Annotated in this window: 15 protein-coding genes; 7 read left to right on the top strand and 8 right to left on the bottom strand. The window is 43.3% G+C overall.

Annotated features, from left to right (window positions below; all coding sequences use genetic code 11):
- The first annotated feature begins 31 nt into the window (after window positions 1-31).
- Window positions 32-559, top strand: a complete 528-nt coding sequence (locus tag ACKWCA_RS08850; protein ID WP_413977818.1) for a hypothetical protein — start codon at window positions 32-34, stop codon at window positions 557-559.
- A gap of 117 nt (window positions 560-676) precedes the next feature.
- Window positions 677-1,225, top strand: a complete 549-nt coding sequence (locus ACKWCA_RS08855) for an SMI1/KNR4 family protein (RefSeq protein ID WP_413977819.1) — start codon at window positions 677-679, stop codon at window positions 1,223-1,225.
- 158 nt (window positions 1,226-1,383) lie between these two features.
- Here the strand turns inward: ACKWCA_RS08855 and groL are convergent, their stop codons facing one another.
- The 7 genes from groL to miaB form a co-directional block, all read right to left on the bottom strand.
- Window positions 1,384-3,018, bottom strand: coding sequence for a chaperonin GroEL (groL, locus tag ACKWCA_RS08860; protein ID WP_413977820.1), 1,635 nt, complete (start codon window positions 3,016-3,018; stop codon window positions 1,384-1,386).
- Window positions 3,019-3,132: 114 nt separating this feature from the next.
- Window positions 3,133-3,411, bottom strand: a complete 279-nt coding sequence (locus ACKWCA_RS08865; RefSeq protein WP_413977821.1) for a co-chaperone GroES — start codon at window positions 3,409-3,411, stop codon at window positions 3,133-3,135.
- Between the two features lie 145 nt (window positions 3,412-3,556).
- Complete coding sequence (gene secG / locus ACKWCA_RS08870) at window positions 3,557-3,925, bottom strand: preprotein translocase subunit SecG (RefSeq protein WP_413977822.1); 369 nt, start codon at window positions 3,923-3,925, stop codon at window positions 3,557-3,559.
- Window positions 3,926-3,931: 6 nt separating this feature from the next.
- A complete protein-coding gene (locus ACKWCA_RS08875; protein ID WP_413977823.1) occupies window positions 3,932-4,870 on the bottom strand; it encodes a hypothetical protein in 939 nt (312 codons plus the stop codon).
- A 68-nt stretch (window positions 4,871-4,938) separates the two neighbouring features.
- Window positions 4,939-5,463: an LptE family protein gene (locus tag ACKWCA_RS08880; protein ID WP_413977824.1), complete on the bottom strand. Its 525-nt coding sequence runs from the start codon at window positions 5,461-5,463 to the stop codon at window positions 4,939-4,941.
- 62 nt (window positions 5,464-5,525) lie between these two features.
- Window positions 5,526-6,794, bottom strand: coding sequence for a sigma-54 interaction domain-containing protein (locus tag ACKWCA_RS08885; protein WP_413977825.1), 1,269 nt, complete (start codon window positions 6,792-6,794; stop codon window positions 5,526-5,528).
- Window positions 6,795-6,853: 59 nt separating this feature from the next.
- The gene (gene miaB, locus ACKWCA_RS08890) at window positions 6,854-8,296 is read right to left on the bottom strand and encodes a tRNA (N6-isopentenyl adenosine(37)-C2)-methylthiotransferase MiaB (RefSeq protein WP_413977826.1); all 1,443 of its coding nucleotides are present in this window, start codon (window positions 8,294-8,296) and stop codon (window positions 6,854-6,856) included.
- 142 nt (window positions 8,297-8,438) lie between these two features.
- Here miaB and ACKWCA_RS08895 point away from each other — a divergent pair, with 142 nt between their 5' ends.
- The 3 genes from ACKWCA_RS08895 (at window position 8,439) to ACKWCA_RS08905 (ending at window position 11,087) form a co-directional block, all read left to right on the top strand.
- Entirely contained in the window at window positions 8,439-9,185 is a 747-nt protein-coding gene (locus tag ACKWCA_RS08895) for a hypothetical protein (protein WP_413977827.1), read from the top strand.
- A 78-nt stretch (window positions 9,186-9,263) separates the two neighbouring features.
- Window positions 9,264-10,517: an LVIVD repeat-containing protein gene (locus ACKWCA_RS08900; protein ID WP_413977828.1), complete on the top strand. Its 1,254-nt coding sequence runs from the start codon at window positions 9,264-9,266 to the stop codon at window positions 10,515-10,517.
- A 21-nt stretch (window positions 10,518-10,538) separates the two neighbouring features.
- The gene (locus ACKWCA_RS08905) at window positions 10,539-11,087 is read left to right on the top strand and encodes a BPTI/Kunitz domain-containing protein (RefSeq protein WP_413977829.1); all 549 of its coding nucleotides are present in this window, start codon (window positions 10,539-10,541) and stop codon (window positions 11,085-11,087) included.
- A gap of 79 nt (window positions 11,088-11,166) precedes the next feature.
- Here the strand turns inward: ACKWCA_RS08905 and ACKWCA_RS08910 are convergent, their stop codons facing one another.
- Window positions 11,167-14,307 (bottom strand): WD40/YVTN/BNR-like repeat-containing protein, encoded by a 3,141-nt coding sequence (locus ACKWCA_RS08910; protein ID WP_413977830.1) that lies wholly within the window; start codon window positions 14,305-14,307, stop codon window positions 11,167-11,169.
- A 228-nt stretch (window positions 14,308-14,535) separates the two neighbouring features.
- Here ACKWCA_RS08910 and topA point away from each other — a divergent pair, with 228 nt between their 5' ends.
- Window positions 14,536-17,034 carry a type I DNA topoisomerase gene (topA, locus tag ACKWCA_RS08915; RefSeq protein ID WP_413977831.1) on the top strand — a complete coding sequence of 833 codons (2,499 nt, stop codon included), beginning with the start codon at window positions 14,536-14,538 and terminating at the stop codon, window positions 17,032-17,034.
- 70 nt (window positions 17,035-17,104) lie between these two features.
- Window positions 17,105-18,262 carry a formimidoylglutamase gene (locus tag ACKWCA_RS08920; RefSeq protein WP_413977832.1) on the top strand — a complete coding sequence of 386 codons (1,158 nt, stop codon included), beginning with the start codon at window positions 17,105-17,107 and terminating at the stop codon, window positions 18,260-18,262.
- The last annotated feature ends 18 nt before the right edge of the window (window positions 18,263-18,280 follow it).

The raw sequence follows: 18,280 nt of genomic DNA on the forward strand, positions 1-18,280 counted from the left end.
ACCGTTACCTGCAAGCTTAAAATACTTAGGCATGAAAAAACTACTTCTAACGCTAACCGTCTTTATTTTATTTCCAAAGGAAATTGTCGCTTGTGATTGTGTGTATAAAAGTCTTGTAGAATACCAAGAGCGCGAGATTAAAAAATCCGAATGTATATTCATTGGGAAAATTACTGAGATTAACGATGATTCTACTTATAAAATTACGGTTGTGGAATCACTTGACGGAGGGGATTTACAAGGGAATGTATATCTCGGACTAAATTTGAGATATTGTGAACCCTATGTAGATAAAGTCGGGACTTGGCTTGTCTATGGGAGAATGGAAGATGGATTTTTAAAAATGAACATTTGTGGTATCAGTAGGTCTTTTGAGAATCCATCTGCACCGCCATCTGGTTCTACGGAGTCTCTTGAATTCCAAAAGAAACTCGAATTGGAAAAGGAACCGAATCAAGAACCATTTTTAATATGGGGCAAACTCGCTAGATTGGATTTGGCAAATGAAATCTACGCTTTGAGAAAACGGCGTGACTTCAATGGGAAAGCCAGCAAATAACGCAACCTAGTAAACAACATGGGCTTCGAGCTTTCCTGCCCACCGGCAGGATTGAAAATTAACATATATGGACCCGTAACTGATGGTCATACGAGACCGTAGCGGTCAATTTGAAAAATGTACGGTCTACTAAAGCAAATATCAGAGAAAGCAATCAAATTAGCTGATTTTGAGTTTACTCAAGAACAGACTGAAAATAATTGGCTAGGAGGTATGCCAACTTCGGAGGCTGAAATAAAACTGACCGAAAAACGACTCGGAATTGACTTCCCAACTGATTTTAAAAAGTTCTTATCAATCGCTAATGGATTTTCTGCACCAAATGATATCGAACCGACTTTTGAGACCGTTGACAAGATTGACTATTTAAAGAATTTGGACAGTTTCATAATCGAGGCTTACAGTATTGACGGAATTGAAAATATTGGAAAAGAATTAGAAAAAAGCATCGTTGTTGGCGGAATACATGAAGAGCAATACTTTTTATTAATTCCATCGGAATTATCAAATGGAAAATGGAAATACTGGAAGTTTGCAAATTGGTACCCTGGAGAAGAAGAGCACGAAAGTTTAGAAAGTTACTTCAACAAAGTTTTGAGCTATTTAAATGAAACGATTGAATCGGAAAAAACTAACCACAATAATACCTCCTATGAAAAGCCCTAGTCCAGTTTCCTAAGGATCATACATCGGTGCTTTTTAAGATAGTACTTACACCAAATTCATATAGAAAAAAGAAAAACCCATTTTTGAATACCTTCAAAAATGGGTTTTTTATGAGAATCGATATGCAAACAGGTAACATACCTGTGCATATGGTCAACTTACATCATGCCTGGCATGCCGCCGCCACCCATTGGTGGGCCTGCCGCAGGAGCATCTTCTTTGATATCCGTTAGGGCACATTCCGTAGTCAAGATCATTCCTGCTACCGAAGCGGCATTTTCCAAAGCGACACGGGTCACTTTCTTAGGATCGATAATACCGGCCTTCAACATCTCAACGTATTTTTCCGATTTGGCATCATAACCGAAATCTCCTTTACCGTCCATGATTTTGGCGACTACTACAGATCCCTCACCTCCTGCATTGGAAACGATAGTGCGTAAAGGTGATTCAATAGCTCTGGCTACAATTTGAACTCCGGTTTCCTCATCGGCATTTTCAGCATCGACTTTAGAAAGAACCGATTTTGCTCTAACCAGGGCAACACCTCCACCGGCAACAATACCTTCTTCTACAGCAGCTCTAGTGGCATGAAGGGCATCATCGACTCGGTCTTTTTTCTCTTTCATTTCAACTTCGGAAGCAGCACCGACATAAAGTACGGCAACACCACCTGCCAATTTGGCCAAGCGTTCTTGAAGTTTTTCACGATCGTAATCCGATGTGGTCGTTTCAATCTGTGATTTGATTTGGCTTACACGGGCTTTGATGTGTTTTTGAACTCCTCCTCCGTTTACGATAGTAGTATTGTCTTTGTCGATGGAGATTTTCTCACAGGTACCCAACATGTCCAAGGAAGCATTTTCCAAAGAGAATCCTCTTTCCTCGGAGATGACCGTACCACCGGTCAAGATAGCGATATCTTCGAGCATCGCTTTTCTTCGGTCACCAAAACCGGGTGCCTTTACCGCAGCGATTTTCAATGAACCTCTCAGCTTGTTCACTACCAAAGTAGCCAAAGCCTCACCATCCACATCTTCCGCGATGATCAAAAGCGGCTTTCCTGACTGGGCTACAGGCTCCAATACAGGTAATAGGTCTTTCATGGCCGAAATCTTCTTGTCGAACAATAAGATGTACGGGCTCTCTAAGTCGGCGGTCATTTTTTCTGAATCCGTCACGAAATAAGGAGAAAGATATCCTCTATCGAACTGCATTCCTTCTACGACATCAACATAGGTATCGGTTCCTTTGGCTTCTTCAACGGTGATGACCCCTTCTTTGCCAACTTTTTCAAACGCCTGTGAGATCAATTCGCCGATAGCGTCATCGTTATTCGATGAAATTGAAGCGACTTGTTTGATTTTTTCAGAGGAGTCACCTACTTTCTTCGATTGTTTCGCCAAGTTCTCAACAATGGCATCTACCGCCTTGTCGATTCCTCTTTTGAGATCCATAGGATTGGCACCGGCTGCGACATTTTTCAATCCTTCTTTAACGATAGATTGGGCCAAAACCGTTGCGGTAGTCGTACCGTCACCGGCCAGGTCATTGGTTTTAGAAGCTACTTCTTTCACCATTTGGGCGCCCATATTTTCAAGGGCATCCGCCAATTCGATTTCCTTTGCCACGGTAACCCCATCTTTGGTTACTTGAGGAGCTCCGAATGATTTACTGATAATTACATTTCTACCCTTTGGACCTAGGGTTACTTTGACCGCATTGGCCAAGGCGTCAACACCTCTTCTTAGGCCATCGCGAGCATCGATGTCAAATTTTATATCTTTTGCCATAATGATTTTGTTTTAAAATTTTAAATCCCAACCGATTCAGCTTTTCTTTGAAGAAATCAAAACAAGAGCAGTGAATTTTTGGAATATTGATTTTGGTTTTTGGAATCTTATTTATTAGATAATCGCAAGGATATCACTTTCACGCATCATCAAATAGTCGGTACCCTCTAGTTTTAATTCGGTGCCCGCATATTTTCCATAAAGGACCGTGTTACCCACTTTTACGGTAACGGCGTCATCTTTGGTTCCGGGGCCGACGGCAACAACTTTGCCTTTTTGTGGTTTTTCCTTTGCAGTGTCTGGAATGTATATACCAGATGCGGTTTTAGTCTCAGCGGCCATGGGCTCGATAAGAACTCTATCTGCCAATGGTTTAATGCTAACTTTAGCCATAGTATTCAGTTTTAAATTGATTTAAATGTTTTCGACTCTTCTCAAGACAGAAATTATGCCATTATAGGCAAACTGACATTTTGTGAAAATAAAAATGCCAGCTTGTCATTTAAGCTGGCATTTTTAATATCATATTTACTTTTTCTTAAAGCGTATCGTTAGTAGCGCCATCATTTGCAGGCTCCGGTACTATTTCAGGGGTGGTTTCCGGAATGGCCTCAGGTACTACTTCCTCAACACCATCACTATCTAAAAGTTTCGAATCAGTGCCATTGAAATTGCCTTTTAACGCAATATTTGAAGCAAGGATCAGTACAACGAGCATGATTCCTAAGGTCCATGTGCTCTTATCCAAAAAGTCGCCAGTCTTTTTAACGCCTCCTACTACTTGGCTTCCGCCGCCTCCAAAGGAAGAAGAAAGTCCACCGCCTTTTGGATTTTGTACCATGATGACCAACATCAGTAAAAAACAGACGATGATAATCAAAATCAAGAATATCGTAAATGTGCTCATTGCTTTCTAGCTATTTTCCTGTTGTATTTTCTGTACCGCTTTAATTCGGTCTGCAAAGAAACCACTTTTTTCCGGATATTTCAAACTTAAAATCTTGTATGCCTGTATGGCCTTTTTGTACTTTTTCTGTTCTAAATAAACCTTTGCCAAAGTTTCCGTCATCAGCTCCTTTTTATCGATTTTGGCGGACTCCTGTATGCTTTTGGAAGTCTGGACCTTTTCACTGGGAACTATTTTAGGGTTGTTGGCAATGAATCTATCGATGAGGTCGAATTTCTTCTTTTTCAACACGTCTTTTTCAAACTCGAACTCTTGGTCTTCCAGCGCTAATTCTTGCTTTGGGATTTTGGCAGTCTTTTTTTCATGTTCTCCTCTATCGATTGTTTTTTTCGCTGTCAATTGAAGCCATTCACCAAAGGAAAATTTTTCATTTTTTGTAAAGGTGAGCGGTTCTCCCAATTCTAAGGTAGCCCGTTCTTTTTCGGCTTCAATATCTCGATCGATCTTTGGGTCTTTTGAAGTGAACAATTTCGGATTTAGTATGGCATCCGCATCCGTCACATTCTGTGGCAACGGTTTGTCTTCCGAAGTTTGAATAATCGTTTTATCCGCTTTAGGCGCGGTCACGATTTCTTCGGACATTACCTCGGTTTCCGTCACCGCCATTGATTTACCTGAAATGGTATCGGCAATCGAGTTTTGCAAAAAGTCTTCCGACGTAATGAACTCAAAGAGAATATCGCGGTCCGTAGTATAGGCAGCGGTAATTTTGAGGGCGTTATTGTACTTGAAACTGTTCAGATTCTTTAACCCTTTTAAGTGAATCGCTCTGGCCGCCTGAAAATAGGGGTATTCCGTCAAGACTTCTTCTAGCTGTTGTGTCTGCTGCGCAGAAACCACTTTCTTGGGTTCTTGTAAAAGATGTGTAAAATCTTGAACGTTCATGTGTTTTTTCAGTAATTCTGAATTCTGAATTTTGAATTCAGAATTTATATATTGTTTTTCACTTTGTTTTACCAATCCGCCAGTGAGGCATTAAAAATATCTTGGGTGATACGTTCAAAGATAATCTCGTGGGCCTCGGACTTGACGGCCGACAATTGTGAATTGGCCGGGTAGTCAAAAAAGAACGAGAAACGTTGATCGAAATCCTTTGAGCCATCTTCAATGGTGTTGTTGGTAAATCGGACTTTCACCGCGATGGAAAGCCTGTTTTGCGCGGCAGTTTGTTGTGCCGTCGCCGTCATCGGTGAAATGCGATACTCTACTATTTCGCCTTCATATACTAGGTCGCCACTGTTACTGATCAGATCAAGACTGCTCTGGTTCAATATTCTGTCTTGCAGTGCAAGGGTAAAATCACGGTCCATGCCCGGTTCAAATATAGAGCCTGGACTTTGAGACGCGTAGTTCTGAAAGTAATTCACTTGAAAGGTCGTAGCCGTTCCCGGATTTCCACCAGTAAAGTTGTATACCCCACACCCCTGAAATGTCAGTATGAATATAACACACAGAAAACTCTTAATTATAAATCTCATTTTTTAGTTTCTAACATCTAACATCTAACATCTAACATCTAACATCTAACATCTAACAACAACTATAAATCGTACTGTTTGATTTTTCGATACAGCGTTCGCTCGGAGATGCCCAATTCACTAGCTGCCGCTTTTCGTTTTCCTCTGTTGCGTTCTAGTGATTTCTTGATCAATTCGATCTCCTTCTCCTGTAAAGATAGGGTTTCTTCCTCTTCGATTTCTTCGGCAAAATGATATTTGTCTTCTTGAAAAGACTGGGTCACAGGCTGTTCTGCATGAGGTTCGGGAAGGTGCAATACCTCTACAGGTGCCCCATTATCTTCCGTGATGTCCTGATTCTCATTACCGTATATTTTTTGGATAAGGTTCTGGTTCTCCTCTTGAACCTTTTCGGTGTCGTTGTTTTTCAACAGTTCAAGGGTGAGTTTTTTCAGGTCGTGTAAATCCCCTTTCATATCAAACAAGACCTTGTACAAGATTTCCCGTTCCGTACTGAAATCCCCCTCTTTTTTAGGGGAACCGACCACTGCCGGTAAATTGGTATTGCCCGCATTGGGCAAATAGCCATGCAAGGTGGTCGCTGAAATCGTACGCCCTTCTTCGAGTACCGAAACCTGCTCGGCAATATTCCTCAATTGGCGTATGTTACCCGGCCATCGATATTTCAGTAGCATTTGAATGGCATCATCCATCAAGCGTATGGTGGGCATTTTATACTTCCGACCAAAATCGGAGGCGAATTTTCGGAAAAGCAGGTGAATGTCGTCTTTTCGTTCCCGCAAGGGAGGGATATTGATTTCCACGGTGCTCAGTCGATAATAAAGATCTTCGCGAAACTTCTCTTTTTTAATGGCTTCGAACATATTCACATTGGTTGCGGCAACAATGCGAACATCCGTTTTTTGTACTTGGGAAGACCCAACTTTCAAAAATTCCCCATTTTCAAGTACCCTAAGCAAACGTACCTGGGTGGTTAACGGAAGCTCTCCTACTTCATCCAAAAAAATGGTGCCGCCATCGGCAACCTCAAAATAACCGCTCCTTGTTTGGGTAGCTCCGGTAAACGCACCTTTTTCATGACCGAAAAGCTCACTATCAATGGTGCCTTCAGGAATAGCCCCACAGTTTACCGCGATGTATTTGGCATGTTTTCTATGGGAAAGGGAGTGAATGATTTTTGGAATGGATTCTTTACCGACACCACTTTCACCGGTTACCAAAACCGAAATATCGGTGGGGGCCACTTGAATCGCTTTTTCAATGGCCCTGTTGAGTTTCACATCGTTTCCGATGATTTCAAAGCGCTGTTTTATAGATTGTATATTCTCCATTTGATATCATTTTCTTCAATGACGGGTCAAATCACCCATCATATTGTCGTAGGGTGGTCTTAGTTTTCGCTATACCCTACCGCTTCGCCAATAAGTGTGGCCGAGGTACAACTGTCCATTCGTACCATAACGAAATCGCCCACTTTATAATCTTCCTTTGGAAAAACGGCCACGGTGTTCTGTGAATTACGTCCCATGAAATGGGCGTCCGATTTTTTGGAAAGTCCCTCGATCAAGACTTCCTGCACCTGCCCAAGGTGTTGTTCCGTTTTTTCTTGACAGTGTTGCCTTTGTAGAGCGATGATTTCCGAGAGGCGCCTTTTTTTCGTTTCCTGAGGTACATCGTCTTCCAATTTTCTTGCGGCCATAGTGCCTGGTCGTTCCGAATAGGCGAACATAAAACCATAATCGTACTTGACATATGTCATTAAGGACAAGGTGTCTTGGTGGTCTTCTTCGGTCTCGGTCGGAAAGCCGGTAATCATATCTTGACTGATGGCAATATCTGGAATGATTCTTTTGATATTGTCAATCAGTTCAAAGTATTCTTCACGGGTATGGAGACGATTCATTTCCTTAAGAATTCGATTGCTTCCACTTTGAACCGGAAGATGCACGTAGTTGCATATGTTGGTATACTTGGCCATGGTGTGAATAACATCGAGGGTCATGTCTTGCGGATTGGACGTAGAAAACCGTATACGCATCTTTGGCTGTGCCAACGCAACTTGCTCTAGTAAATTCGCAAAATTTACCGCCGTCGCTTTTTGCATGTCCGAGGCTTTGGTATAGTCTTTCTTCAATCCCCCGCCATACCACAGATAGCTATCCACGTTCTGTCCGAGCAGGGTAATCTCTCGGTAGCCTTTGGTCCATAGATCATTGACCTCTTCGATTATCGATTGTGGATCTCTACTTCGTTCACGGCCCCTGGTAAAAGGTACCACACAGAAGGTGCACATATTGTCGCAGCCACGGGTAATCGAAACAAAGGCAGTAACCCCGTTTGAATTCAACCGTACCGGGGCAACATCACCGTAGGTTTCTTCCTTGGATAAGATCACGTTTACGGCGTTCTTTCCCTCATCGATTTCCTGAACGAGATTGGGGAGGTCTTTATAGGCATCGGGTCCGACGACCATATCCACGATTTTTTCCTCTTCGAGCAATTTGCTTTTAAGCCGTTCGGCCATGCAGCCCAATACGCCGACTTTCATATGGGGGCGATTTTGTTTCACGGCATTGAATTTCTCGAGTCGTTTCCGTACCGTTAGCTCCGCTTTTTCGCGTATGGAACAGGTATTCACCAAAACCAAATCCGCTTCCTCAAGGTGTTGTGTCGTGTTAAAACCTTCCTTGGCCAATATGGAAGCGACGATTTCACTATCCGAAAAGTTCATCTGGCAACCATAACTCTCGATGTAGAGGTTACGCGTGTTCGTCTCTTTCTTTGCGACATGCACTGCGGTGCCTTGAAGTGTTTCATCAATTATTTTTTCCATAGAAAGGCCATCTTTATACCCCAAAAGGGTTTGCAAAGATAGGGCAAATTCCTATTTTATGACAAATTGACAGTAAAATTTAATACTATTTTATAGGTCGGTATCCCCCTGAAATGGGGTATTTTTGAGCTAAATTTAGTCTATGGAATTCAAAGAAGTAGAAGAGAAGATAGCAGAGCGCCCAGTTCTCGATTTCGGAAGCATTTTTAGCAACTCCCTTGAGCTTTTCAAAAAAGTTTGGGTACAGGGTTTTGTAATTCTCTTGTTGACCTTTGTTTGTATCATTCCTTTATATATACTCGTATATCTTCCTTTTGTGGCCATGGGTATTTGGAATCCGGAAATGTTCCAAGAGCAAGAGCCCAATGCCGTTATGGTGTTGACGTTTCTTTGCGTACTACCTGTTTTGCTAATCGGTATGGCGACCTTGACCCTAGGTTTAATGGCCGCTTTTTTACGCATTTGTAGGTCAAAGGATTTGAATTTGGAAGAGAGCGATGACTATTTCTACTTCTTCAAAAATGGAAGACTGCGCAAGTTAGTGGTGTTGGGCGCAATGTACTTGGGAATTTCGTTATTGGGCTTGCTCGTCTGTGGGGTTGGGATCCTATATCTCGTAGTGCCACTTTCGTTGGTGCCGGCTTTTGTAGCCTTCGATGAGGAATGTTCGCCAAAGGAGATCATGAAAGCCAGCTTTCAGTTGGGCAATAAGAATTGGTTGGTGATTTTCGGGTTGATTATTATCATGGGATTGTTGGCCGAACTTGGCTTTATTCTATGTTTTGTAGGCGTTTTTTTTACTGCGATGTTGGCGAAAATACCAATCTATTATATCTATAAGGACGGGGTCGGTTTTGAAAACGATGACGAACGATACCTTGAAAATTGATAGGACTTTAACGTATGATCACGCAACGTTTTGATCATACTACTATCTGTTGTACACAACCCAATTAATAAATAACAGATGAAAAAGCTAGTGCTACTGCTGATGGTCATCTCATTGGCCTCAGTCTCCTGCGAGAAAAACGATGAAAGCGAGTACGCCGACTATCTGGTGGCTACACCGGTTATGATGAACCTCACGGAATTCAGAAATAGCGTGGATGTTTTACCTCCCCGACCTATTGATGAATCAGGAAAGATTTATGCCTACAAGGATTACATTTTTGTAAACGACAAGTATCGGGGCGTACATGTTATAGATAATTCGGATCCCGAAAACCCGCAAAAAATTTCATTCATAGAAATCGCCGGTAATGTTGACATCTCCATTAAGGATGATATTCTATATGCGGATAGTATTATGGACCTGATGATTTTCGACATCTCTGACATCTCCAATATTACGATAGTAAAGCGCCTCGAAAATGTCTTACAGCAATACTTGAACTGGCCGGTCGAAGCTGATATTTTTGATTGGCAGGCAAGTAGTACAGGTGTTGATATGATTCAAGTAGGTTGGGATACCCGTACCGAACGCATGTTGATTTCCGAGTACGAGGAGAGGTTCGGAAACCCTATGGTCGATGTAGCTTTTGATATGGTGGCCACAGCGGAATCTGGAAATACAGGACAGGGAGGCTCATTAGCGCGATTCAAGATTGTCGGTGATTTTCTCTATGCGGTCGACAGCCATAACATCAACGTTTTTGAAATTTCCGATTTGCAAAATCCCTTGGATTTGGAAGACGTGTATGCCGGATTCGACATCGAAACGATTTTCAGTCGAGGTGAACACCTTTTTCTTGGCAGTATGCGGGGGATGTACATTTATGATATTTCCTCACCCGACAAGCCTCAGTTTGTCTCCGAATTTCAACATGGTACGGCCTGTGATCCGGTTGTGGTCGATGGAGATTATGCCTATGTCACACTTCGGGGCGGCAATGGTTGCGGAGCAACGGAAAGCGGTCTGTTCATCGTTGATATCTCTAACATTTCAAGCCCTGAATTAAAGATCTCCTATCCCATGGATGGACCCTATGGTTTGGGAATCAAAGGTGAAAAATTGTTCGTTTGCGATGGCACATCAGGATTAAAGGTATACGACAAAACCGATGTGGAAAATCTGGTTGCCTTGGATCATTTCAAGGACATTACTACTTTTGATGTCATTCCTTTGGAAGAAACCCTTTTAATGGTCGGTGATGAGACGCTATATCAATATGAATACCTTTCTGAGAATATTCGGTTGTTGAGTACGTTACAGTTGAATTGAGATACTAAAAATGCCAATGCTATGAAAAAGAATTCAGGGGTATTCAGTAGGTTGATTTTATGTCTTGTTCTAATTTCAACAGGATGTGATAGTGACATGGACTCTGCATTGAATCAAAGCGACCTTGACGGGATGCTCAATGAGATTGTTGCCTTATCCGTGAGTTTAAATTGTGAAAATGCCAGTGAATGGCATTTTACGGAAATAGGGGATAAGCCTTGCGGAGGTCCGGCCGGATATATTGCTTATTCAACGCAGATTGACACCGCGGCTTTTTTAGACAAGGTAGAAACCTATACCACGGCTCACGAGAAATACAATCGGGAAAATGGAATAATATCTGACTGCGCTATCGACCCAGGGGCTCTCGGAGTGAAATGTCAAGAAGGGAAACCGGTTCTAATTTATAATGCATGCGAATTGATTCCTGATTCGGGGCCCTGTGAGGCCGCCATGCCCAGATACTATTTTGACCAGGAGGAACAAAAATGCAAAGAGTTTCTTTGGGGTGGCTGTGAGGGCACAGTACCCTTTGATACGCTTGAGGCCTGTCAAGTGTGTGAACAATAAATCTGATTTTTGGACTAGAAACAAAAAAACACCCTTGACCATGAGCAAGGGTGTTTTTTTAGTATAGATTTTAAGGGAACTATTCCGTTGAAATCATCTTGATCTTATTTTCGGTAACCTCCCCGTTTATTTTGGAAATGTATTCCTTCATTAAACTGTTCAGAGCGTTCATTTCAACATCCAGCTCTTTTTTGATTTGTACAAAGAACTCCTTTGACTGATTCGTAGGGGGGTAGTCGCCGCGTTGCGAGTCTGCCAACAAAAAGGCCAATCGGTTATTGATCCGTATACCATAGTTCAATGGGTCTTGCCTGCTTTGGTTTTTGGTCATGTGAACGTTGTTCTCGATGACTTCCAATTTGGTTCTGAATTCGGTAATCAATTCTTGTAAGGAGCCGTTTTCCCCAGACTTTCCGCTGACATACTCCAAATCCTTTTTTACTGTTCTGATATCGGAGATGGCCTGATTGGCCCTGCTTACCTGGTCTCTTACCTCAATTAGAAAATCGAATTGGTTTTTGAAATCACCTTGGCTATTCGGTAATCTAGGGTCTTTCACCACGGTGAACTCCTGTTCTTGTGATGTGCCGTTATAGGTCAGGCGTACCTTGTACGCTCCGGGTACTGCTTTTGGTCCCATATTGGGAGAAGAATACAAGACCATACCATCGAAGGACGTGAACCCGGGGTAGCGCATATTCCAAACGAACCGATTGCCACCCGATTTCACTTGTAACTTTTTCGCTGTGCTAGGGTCGTTTTTACTTTTTTTGGCTGCAGTGGAATAGCGTTGTATAAGTGTACCGTCCGACTCCAAGATATCAAGGTGCACCGTATCGGTTTCCTTTTGCTGCGCAATGAAGTAATTGATGATCGCCCCATCCGGGTGATTGGTTCCCTCCAAATCAGGGTTGGCCTTGCCCCAGCCCGATTGTTGCATTCGATAAGCCTTGTCCGGTTTGTAGAGAAAGGCGTTCTTGGTTTTCAATTCCGATGACAACTGATGCAAGGGGGTAAGGTCATCGATGATCCAGAAACTTCTTCCGTGGGTCGCTGCGATGAGGTCATTGTCGCGAACTTCCAAATCGCGTATCGCCGTAATGGGCAGGTTCAGCTGAAAAGGTTGCCAATGGGCACCATCATCGAAGGAAACATACATGCCCCATTCGGTTCCGGCATACAAAAGACCTTCGCGTACCTTATCTGTTCGTACCACCCTGGTGTAGTGATTGCCCTTGATGCCTGTTGTGATCAAGGTCCATGTTTTACCATAATCGGTAGTCTTATATAAATAAGGAGTATAATCGCCGAACTTGTATGACGTTGCGGCTACGTAAGCCGTTCCCTTTTTGAAAGGGCTGGGATCGATGCTGTTGATCATATTCAACTTTGGTGACATGCTCGACGGAGGTGTGATGTTTTCCCAATTGGCGCCATTGTCCTTGCTGATCTGTATCAGTCCGTCATCGGTACCAATCCAAATCACACCTTTTTCCTGAGGGGATTCATTGATAACAAAAATGTTGGAATAGAATTCCGCCCCCGTATTGTCTTGGGTAATCGGTCCACCAGAAGACCTGATGGTTTCCGGTAGGGCTCGGGTCAAGTCGGGTGAAATGGTTTTCCAGCTTTGACCTTCGTTCGTGGTGACATGAAGAAAGTTTGACCCCGCATATAAGGTATTGGGGTCATGAATACTGAACTTCACCGGAAAGTTCCAGTTAAATCGATACTTCATAACTTCAACTCCTGATCCGGCGGGATTATCGGGCCAAACGTTTACCGATCGGGTTTGACCAACGGCATGGTCTTTTCGCATCATATATCCCTTGAAGGTTCCTCCGTAGACAACGTCATTATTTTTGGGGTCTGGTGCCAAATGCGCACTTTCGCCACCTGACGTATCTTCCCAATCACTTTCCGTAATCGATCTGCCTGAAGTTCGGTGATAGATACGCACGGTACTGTTGTCTTGTTGCGCTCCATAAATACGATAGGGAAATTCATTATCGGTTGAAACACGATAAAATTGTGCCGTGGGTTGATTGTGGTACGTCGTCCAATTATTTCCTCCGTCATTCGATACTTGAGCTCCTCCGTCATCTGCGATAACCATTCGGTTGTTGTTCTTCGGGTCGATCCAAAGATCATGATGGTCGCCATGGGGTGCGTTTTTTAAAGTGAAGGTTTTACCTCCATCAGTAGAAACCCCATAGCTCACGTTCATAACGTACACCTTATCCACATTTTGGGGGTCTGCGGTAATGCGACTGTAGTACCATGCCCTTTGACGAAGTGCCCGGTTCTCATTTATTTTCTCCCAGGTTTTCCCGGAATCATCCGAGCGATATACACCCCCCTCTTCCGCTTCTATAATCGTCCATATGCGGTTTGAGTTCACCGGTGATATCGCAATTCCGACGATGCCCCATGGACCATCGGGAAGCCCAGGTAAATCCGAGATATCCGTCCAGGTATCCCCTCCGTCGGTACTTTTAAAAAGTTTACTATCAGGTCCACCGCTATCCATTCGATACCCATTTCGTTTCATTTGCCAGGTCGCGGCATAAAGTATTCTGGGGTTATTGGGGTCTAAAATCAAATCACCTGCCCCGGCTTTATCGCTTTCGTATAGAATTTTTTCCCAAGTGCTGCCTCCATCCTTCGAACGGAATACCCCGCGAGTCTCATTGGGCTTCCATAAATTTCCGATCGCAGCGACATAAACAAGGTTGGGGTCTTTTGGATGTATTCTGATTCTAGAAATATGTTCTGAACCCTGCAGTCCGATGAACTTCCAAGTCTCACCGGCATCCGTGCTTTTCCAAACACCGTTGCCTGATGAAACATTACCGCGTAGGGTCTGTTCGCCCTCTCCCACGTAAATGACGTTGGGGTCTGATTCGGAAACCGCTACGGCCCCTATAGAACCACCAAAGTAACCATCCGAAATACATTTCCATGTTCCTCCGGCATCTTCGGTTTTCCAAACACCTCCGCCTGCGGTGCCCATATAATATAGGTTGGGGTCGTCAATGACCCCGGTAGCCGTTCCGGCACGACCACCCCTGAAAGGACCGACCAATCGCCATTCCATTCCATCATAAAGCGATTCGTCAAAAGTCAAGCCTTGTGCTTTCTTGTTTTTTCGCTGTGATTGAACGTGCTGAAGGGGGTATATGAACAATAGTATAAAGGGAAGTAGCCATTTCGTTTTCATGTAGAATCGTTTGTGTCTGGTTAAGAAAAAGGTAGGGTCGTTTATCAAACATACCTTCTGAGATGTACCTAAAAATAAGTAAAAAAAATAGAGAACGATGAAGAAGTAACGGCAATCTATTTTGGGTCGTTCGCTTTTGGTTTGTGACGTGTTCTAAGCGTACTATATAATAAGGTGTACTAGAAAATTAAAAAAATCGACTACTTTTGTTTCTTCAAAAACCAATTGATGGCTAAGAACCTAGTAATAGTAGAGTCGCCCGCAAAGGCTAAGACGATAGAGAAATTTTTAGGAAAGGATTACAAGGTGGAGTCTAGTTTTGGGCACATCGCGGATCTTCCCTCAAAGGAGTTAGGTGTCGATGTAGACAATGACTTCGCCCCCAAATATATTGTAGACGGTGATAAGAAAGCTTTGGTCAAGAAATTGAAAGACCTTGCCAAAAAGGCTGAAATGATATGGTTGGCCAGTGATGAAGACCGAGAGGGAGAAGCGATATCTTGGCACTTGGCCGAAACGCTCGGGTTGGAAAAAGATAAGACCAAGCGCATCGTTTTCAACTCCATTACAAAATCTGCCATTCAGAAGGCTATTGAAAACCCAAGGGAGATCAACTATAATCTAGTCAATGCGCAACAGGCTAGAAGGGTATTAGATCGACTGGTCGGATATCAATTATCACCTGTACTTTGGAAAAAGATCAAACCCGGACTTTCGGCCGGACGTGTGCAATCGGTCGCCGTGCGATTGATTGTTGAGCGCGAACGCGATATTGAAGCCTTCACACCACAGGCCTCCTTTAAGGTTTCGGCACAGTTCAAGACCGCAGAGGGAAGTGTGTTTACCGCTAAATTGAACAAGACCTTTCCGTCGAAGTCGGCGGCCCAAACCTTTTTGGACCAAAATATCGGGGCTGACTTTTCAGTAGGAAGTTTAGACAAGAAGCCAGCAAAAAAGTCGCCTTCAGCACCTTTTACGACCTCTACCTTACAACAAGAGGCATCGCGTAAATTGTACTTCTCTGTTGGGAGAACCATGCAAGTAGCCCAACGCTTGTATGAGGCAGGTTTGATTACTTATATGAGAACCGATAGCGTCAACTTGTCTTCCGAGGCAATAAATGCGGCAAAGGATGCAATTGTTTCGAACTATGGTGAGGCCTACAGCAACGTTCGAAATTTCAAGGGCAAATCAAAAGGAGCCCAAGAGGCGCACGAAGCGATACGCCCGACCGACATGACAAGACAATCGCCATCTTTGGAACGGGATCAGGCCAAGCTGTACGAGTTGATCTGGAAACGCACCATTGCTTCACAAATGAGTGATGCCCAATTGGAAAGGACCAACGTGAAGATCAATAGCAGTGGTCATGGGGAAGAGTTCACCGCTAACGGAGAGGTCATCAAATTCGATGGTTTTCTAAAGGTGTATATGGAAGGATTGGATGATGAGGATAAGGGGGAAGAGCAAGAAGGTGTGCTGCCCGCAATGAAGGTCGGTGATACTTTGCTGAACAATTTTATTACAGCTACAGAGCGATTCTCTCGACCACCCTATCGTTTTACGGAAGCCTCATTGGTGAAGAAATTAGAGGAACTTGGTATTGGAAGGCCATCTACCTACGCCCCTACAATATCGACCATATTAAATAGGGGGTATGTTGAAAAAGGAACCATTGAGGGTACTGAACGCAAGTATACCCAATTGGTTTTAGAAGGTGGTGCGGTAACGGTAAAAGACCTTTCCGAGATGGTAGGTTCGGATAAGGGAAAAATGGTACCTACTGATATTGGCATGATTGTCAATGACTTTTTGGTAAGTAATTTCGAGAACATACTCGACTATAATTTTACGGCCAAGGTCGAAGAGGATTTTGATGAAATCGCCGACGGCAACGAAGATTGGCAAAAGGTGATGAAAGACTTTTATAACGATTTTCACCCCACTGTTCTCGATGTGGAAGAGAATGCGGATCGTGCCAGTGGCGAACGAATTCTAGGCGAAGATCCAAAGACCGGAAAACGGGTATCCGTTCGATTGGGCAGATTTGGTCCAATGGTGCAAATCGGAACGGTCGATGATGAGGAAAAACCGGTTTTTGCTAGCTTGTTGCCTGACCAATCATTGAATACCATTACGTTCGAAGAGGCGATGGACCTATTTAAACTTCCCCGAAAATTGGGTGTTTATAAAGGTGAGGAAGTGTTGGCCAACGTCGGTAGATTTGGCCCGTACGTCAAGTTCGGAGCGAAATTCGTTTCAATGGATAAGGGGGAAAGCGCTATGGAAATCGAGATGGATCGTGCCATTGAATTGATTGATGCAAAAGAAAAGGCCGATGCACCTATAGCTCAGTACGAGGGTAAAGATGTGACCAAAGGAAAGGGTCGTTTTGGGCCTTTTATCAAATGGGACGGCATGTTCATCAACATTAATAAAAAGTACGATTTCGATAACCTGTCCAAATCCGATATTGAAGAATTAATCGAGACAAAAAAGCAAAAGGAAATCGACAAGTTGATTCAGGAATGGCCTGAAGAAGGCATACGAATCGAGAAGGCTCGATGGGGCAGGCATAACATTCTAAAGGGTAAAATAAAGGTGGAATTGGCCAAAACGGTCGATGCTACCAAGATTTCCCTGGAAGAAGCAAAATCCTTGATTGAAAAGAAGGCCCCAAAGAAAAAAGCAAAAGCGAAGGCAAAACCCAAAGCAAAAAAGAAGTAATCGGTACGATCTGAAAGCGGTAAATTACCCGGCACCGAATACGAACCCCTGAATAAAACGTACCGACCCAATGGCATTTGATTTTTTGGTCCCTGTGGAAGATAAAGTATTGGCGCATTGCGAATTGCTTCCCAATCAATCTTTAGGAAAAAATATCCATAAGCATACGGTAAGAGACGGGCTGCCGGTATTGGCCATCGCCTCCATAGCCATCATCGGGGTAAAGGAATCCAGAAACGCTTATGAGAAGAAGATGGAAAAACTCGATGTTTCGGGTATTCGTCTTCAACTGTATAAACTCTTGATGGGTAACTGGAACTCCACTATCGTTGATATGGGAGATATTGAAGAAGGTGATACCGTAGAAGATACCTACTTTATAGTCAAGGAGATTGTTGCAGGGCTCCTCGAAGAAAACATTATCCCTATTATATTGGGGGCGACCCAAGATATCACCTATCCGGCGTATCGCGCCTTTGATGGCATCAAAGATATGATCAATCTCGTGGCCATTGATAGTCGTTTTGACTTCGGTATGGATGACGAATTGATTTCTTCCAATTCGTATATGAGCAAGATCATAACCGACAAGCCGAATAATCTTTTTAATTTCTCCAATATCGGGTATCAGAGCTATTTCAATGCCCAAGAGGAAATCGATTTAATGGAGCGTCTCTTCTTCGATGCTTACAGACTTGGAGACCTGATAGGCGATATCAAGCTCGCCGAACCGGTTTTGCGAAATGCCCATATGGTCAGTCTTGACGCTCGATCGATCAAAGCCAGTGAGGTGGGGTATTCTGAAAGTTTTTCCCCAAACGGCTTCAGCGGTCGGGAAATCTGCGCGATAGCCCGCTATGCGGGTATAAGTGAGAATGTGCAAGTATTCGGACTCTATGAAATGGAGAATTCGGCACAAGCCAATCAACTTATGGCCCATATTGTATGGTACTTCATAGAAGGTACGAACTTTAGGACCAAAGAGTCTCCCTATCGCAATAGTGACGACTTTACCAAGTATACCGTTCCCTCGGAAACCGAACAATTGACCTTCTATAAAAGCCACTTCACTCATCGATGGTGGGTAGAGGTGCCATCTATTCTACATTCAAATACTAAATCGGAATCAACTTCGTTATTACCGTGCACTGAAAAGGACTATTTGGACGCATGCGATCAGAACATTCCCGAACGGTGGTTTAAAGCTTATAAAAAAGGCTTTAATTAATCAAAAGTATTTTTAAAG

This window comes from Maribacter corallii (genome assembly GCF_047345415.1).
Classification (GTDB): Bacteria; Bacteroidota; Bacteroidia; order Flavobacteriales; family Flavobacteriaceae; genus Maribacter_C.

What these genes read in the sequence shown, in the direction of transcription:
- ACKWCA_RS08850 (WP_413977818.1), top strand. Translation starts at nt 32, where the DNA reads ATGAAAAAACTACTTCTAACGCTAACCGTCTTTATTTTATTTCCAAAG.
- ACKWCA_RS08855 (WP_413977819.1), top strand. Translation starts at nt 677, where the DNA reads ATGTACGGTCTACTAAAGCAAATATCAGAGAAAGCAATCAAATTAGCT.
- groL (WP_413977820.1), bottom strand. Translation starts at nt 3,018, where the DNA reads ATGGCAAAAGATATAAAATTTGACATCGATGCTCGCGATGGCCTAAGA.
- ACKWCA_RS08865 (WP_413977821.1), bottom strand. Translation starts at nt 3,411, where the DNA reads ATGGCTAAAGTTAGCATTAAACCATTGGCAGATAGAGTTCTTATCGAG.
- secG (WP_413977822.1), bottom strand. Translation starts at nt 3,925, where the DNA reads ATGAGCACATTTACGATATTCTTGATTTTGATTATCATCGTCTGTTTT.
- ACKWCA_RS08875 (WP_413977823.1), bottom strand. Translation starts at nt 4,870, where the DNA reads ATGAACGTTCAAGATTTTACACATCTTTTACAAGAACCCAAGAAAGTG.
- ACKWCA_RS08880 (WP_413977824.1), bottom strand. Translation starts at nt 5,463, where the DNA reads ATGAGATTTATAATTAAGAGTTTTCTGTGTGTTATATTCATACTGACA.
- ACKWCA_RS08885 (WP_413977825.1), bottom strand. Translation starts at nt 6,794, where the DNA reads ATGGAGAATATACAATCTATAAAACAGCGCTTTGAAATCATCGGAAAC.
- miaB (WP_413977826.1), bottom strand. Translation starts at nt 8,296, where the DNA reads ATGGAAAAAATAATTGATGAAACACTTCAAGGCACCGCAGTGCATGTC.
- ACKWCA_RS08895 (WP_413977827.1), top strand. Translation starts at nt 8,439, where the DNA reads ATGGAATTCAAAGAAGTAGAAGAGAAGATAGCAGAGCGCCCAGTTCTC.
- ACKWCA_RS08900 (WP_413977828.1), top strand. Translation starts at nt 9,264, where the DNA reads ATGAAAAAGCTAGTGCTACTGCTGATGGTCATCTCATTGGCCTCAGTC.
- ACKWCA_RS08905 (WP_413977829.1), top strand. Translation starts at nt 10,539, where the DNA reads ATGAAAAAGAATTCAGGGGTATTCAGTAGGTTGATTTTATGTCTTGTT.
- ACKWCA_RS08910 (WP_413977830.1), bottom strand. Translation starts at nt 14,307, where the DNA reads ATGAAAACGAAATGGCTACTTCCCTTTATACTATTGTTCATATACCCC.
- topA (WP_413977831.1), top strand. Translation starts at nt 14,536, where the DNA reads ATGGCTAAGAACCTAGTAATAGTAGAGTCGCCCGCAAAGGCTAAGACG.
- ACKWCA_RS08920 (WP_413977832.1), top strand. Translation starts at nt 17,105, where the DNA reads ATGGCATTTGATTTTTTGGTCCCTGTGGAAGATAAAGTATTGGCGCAT.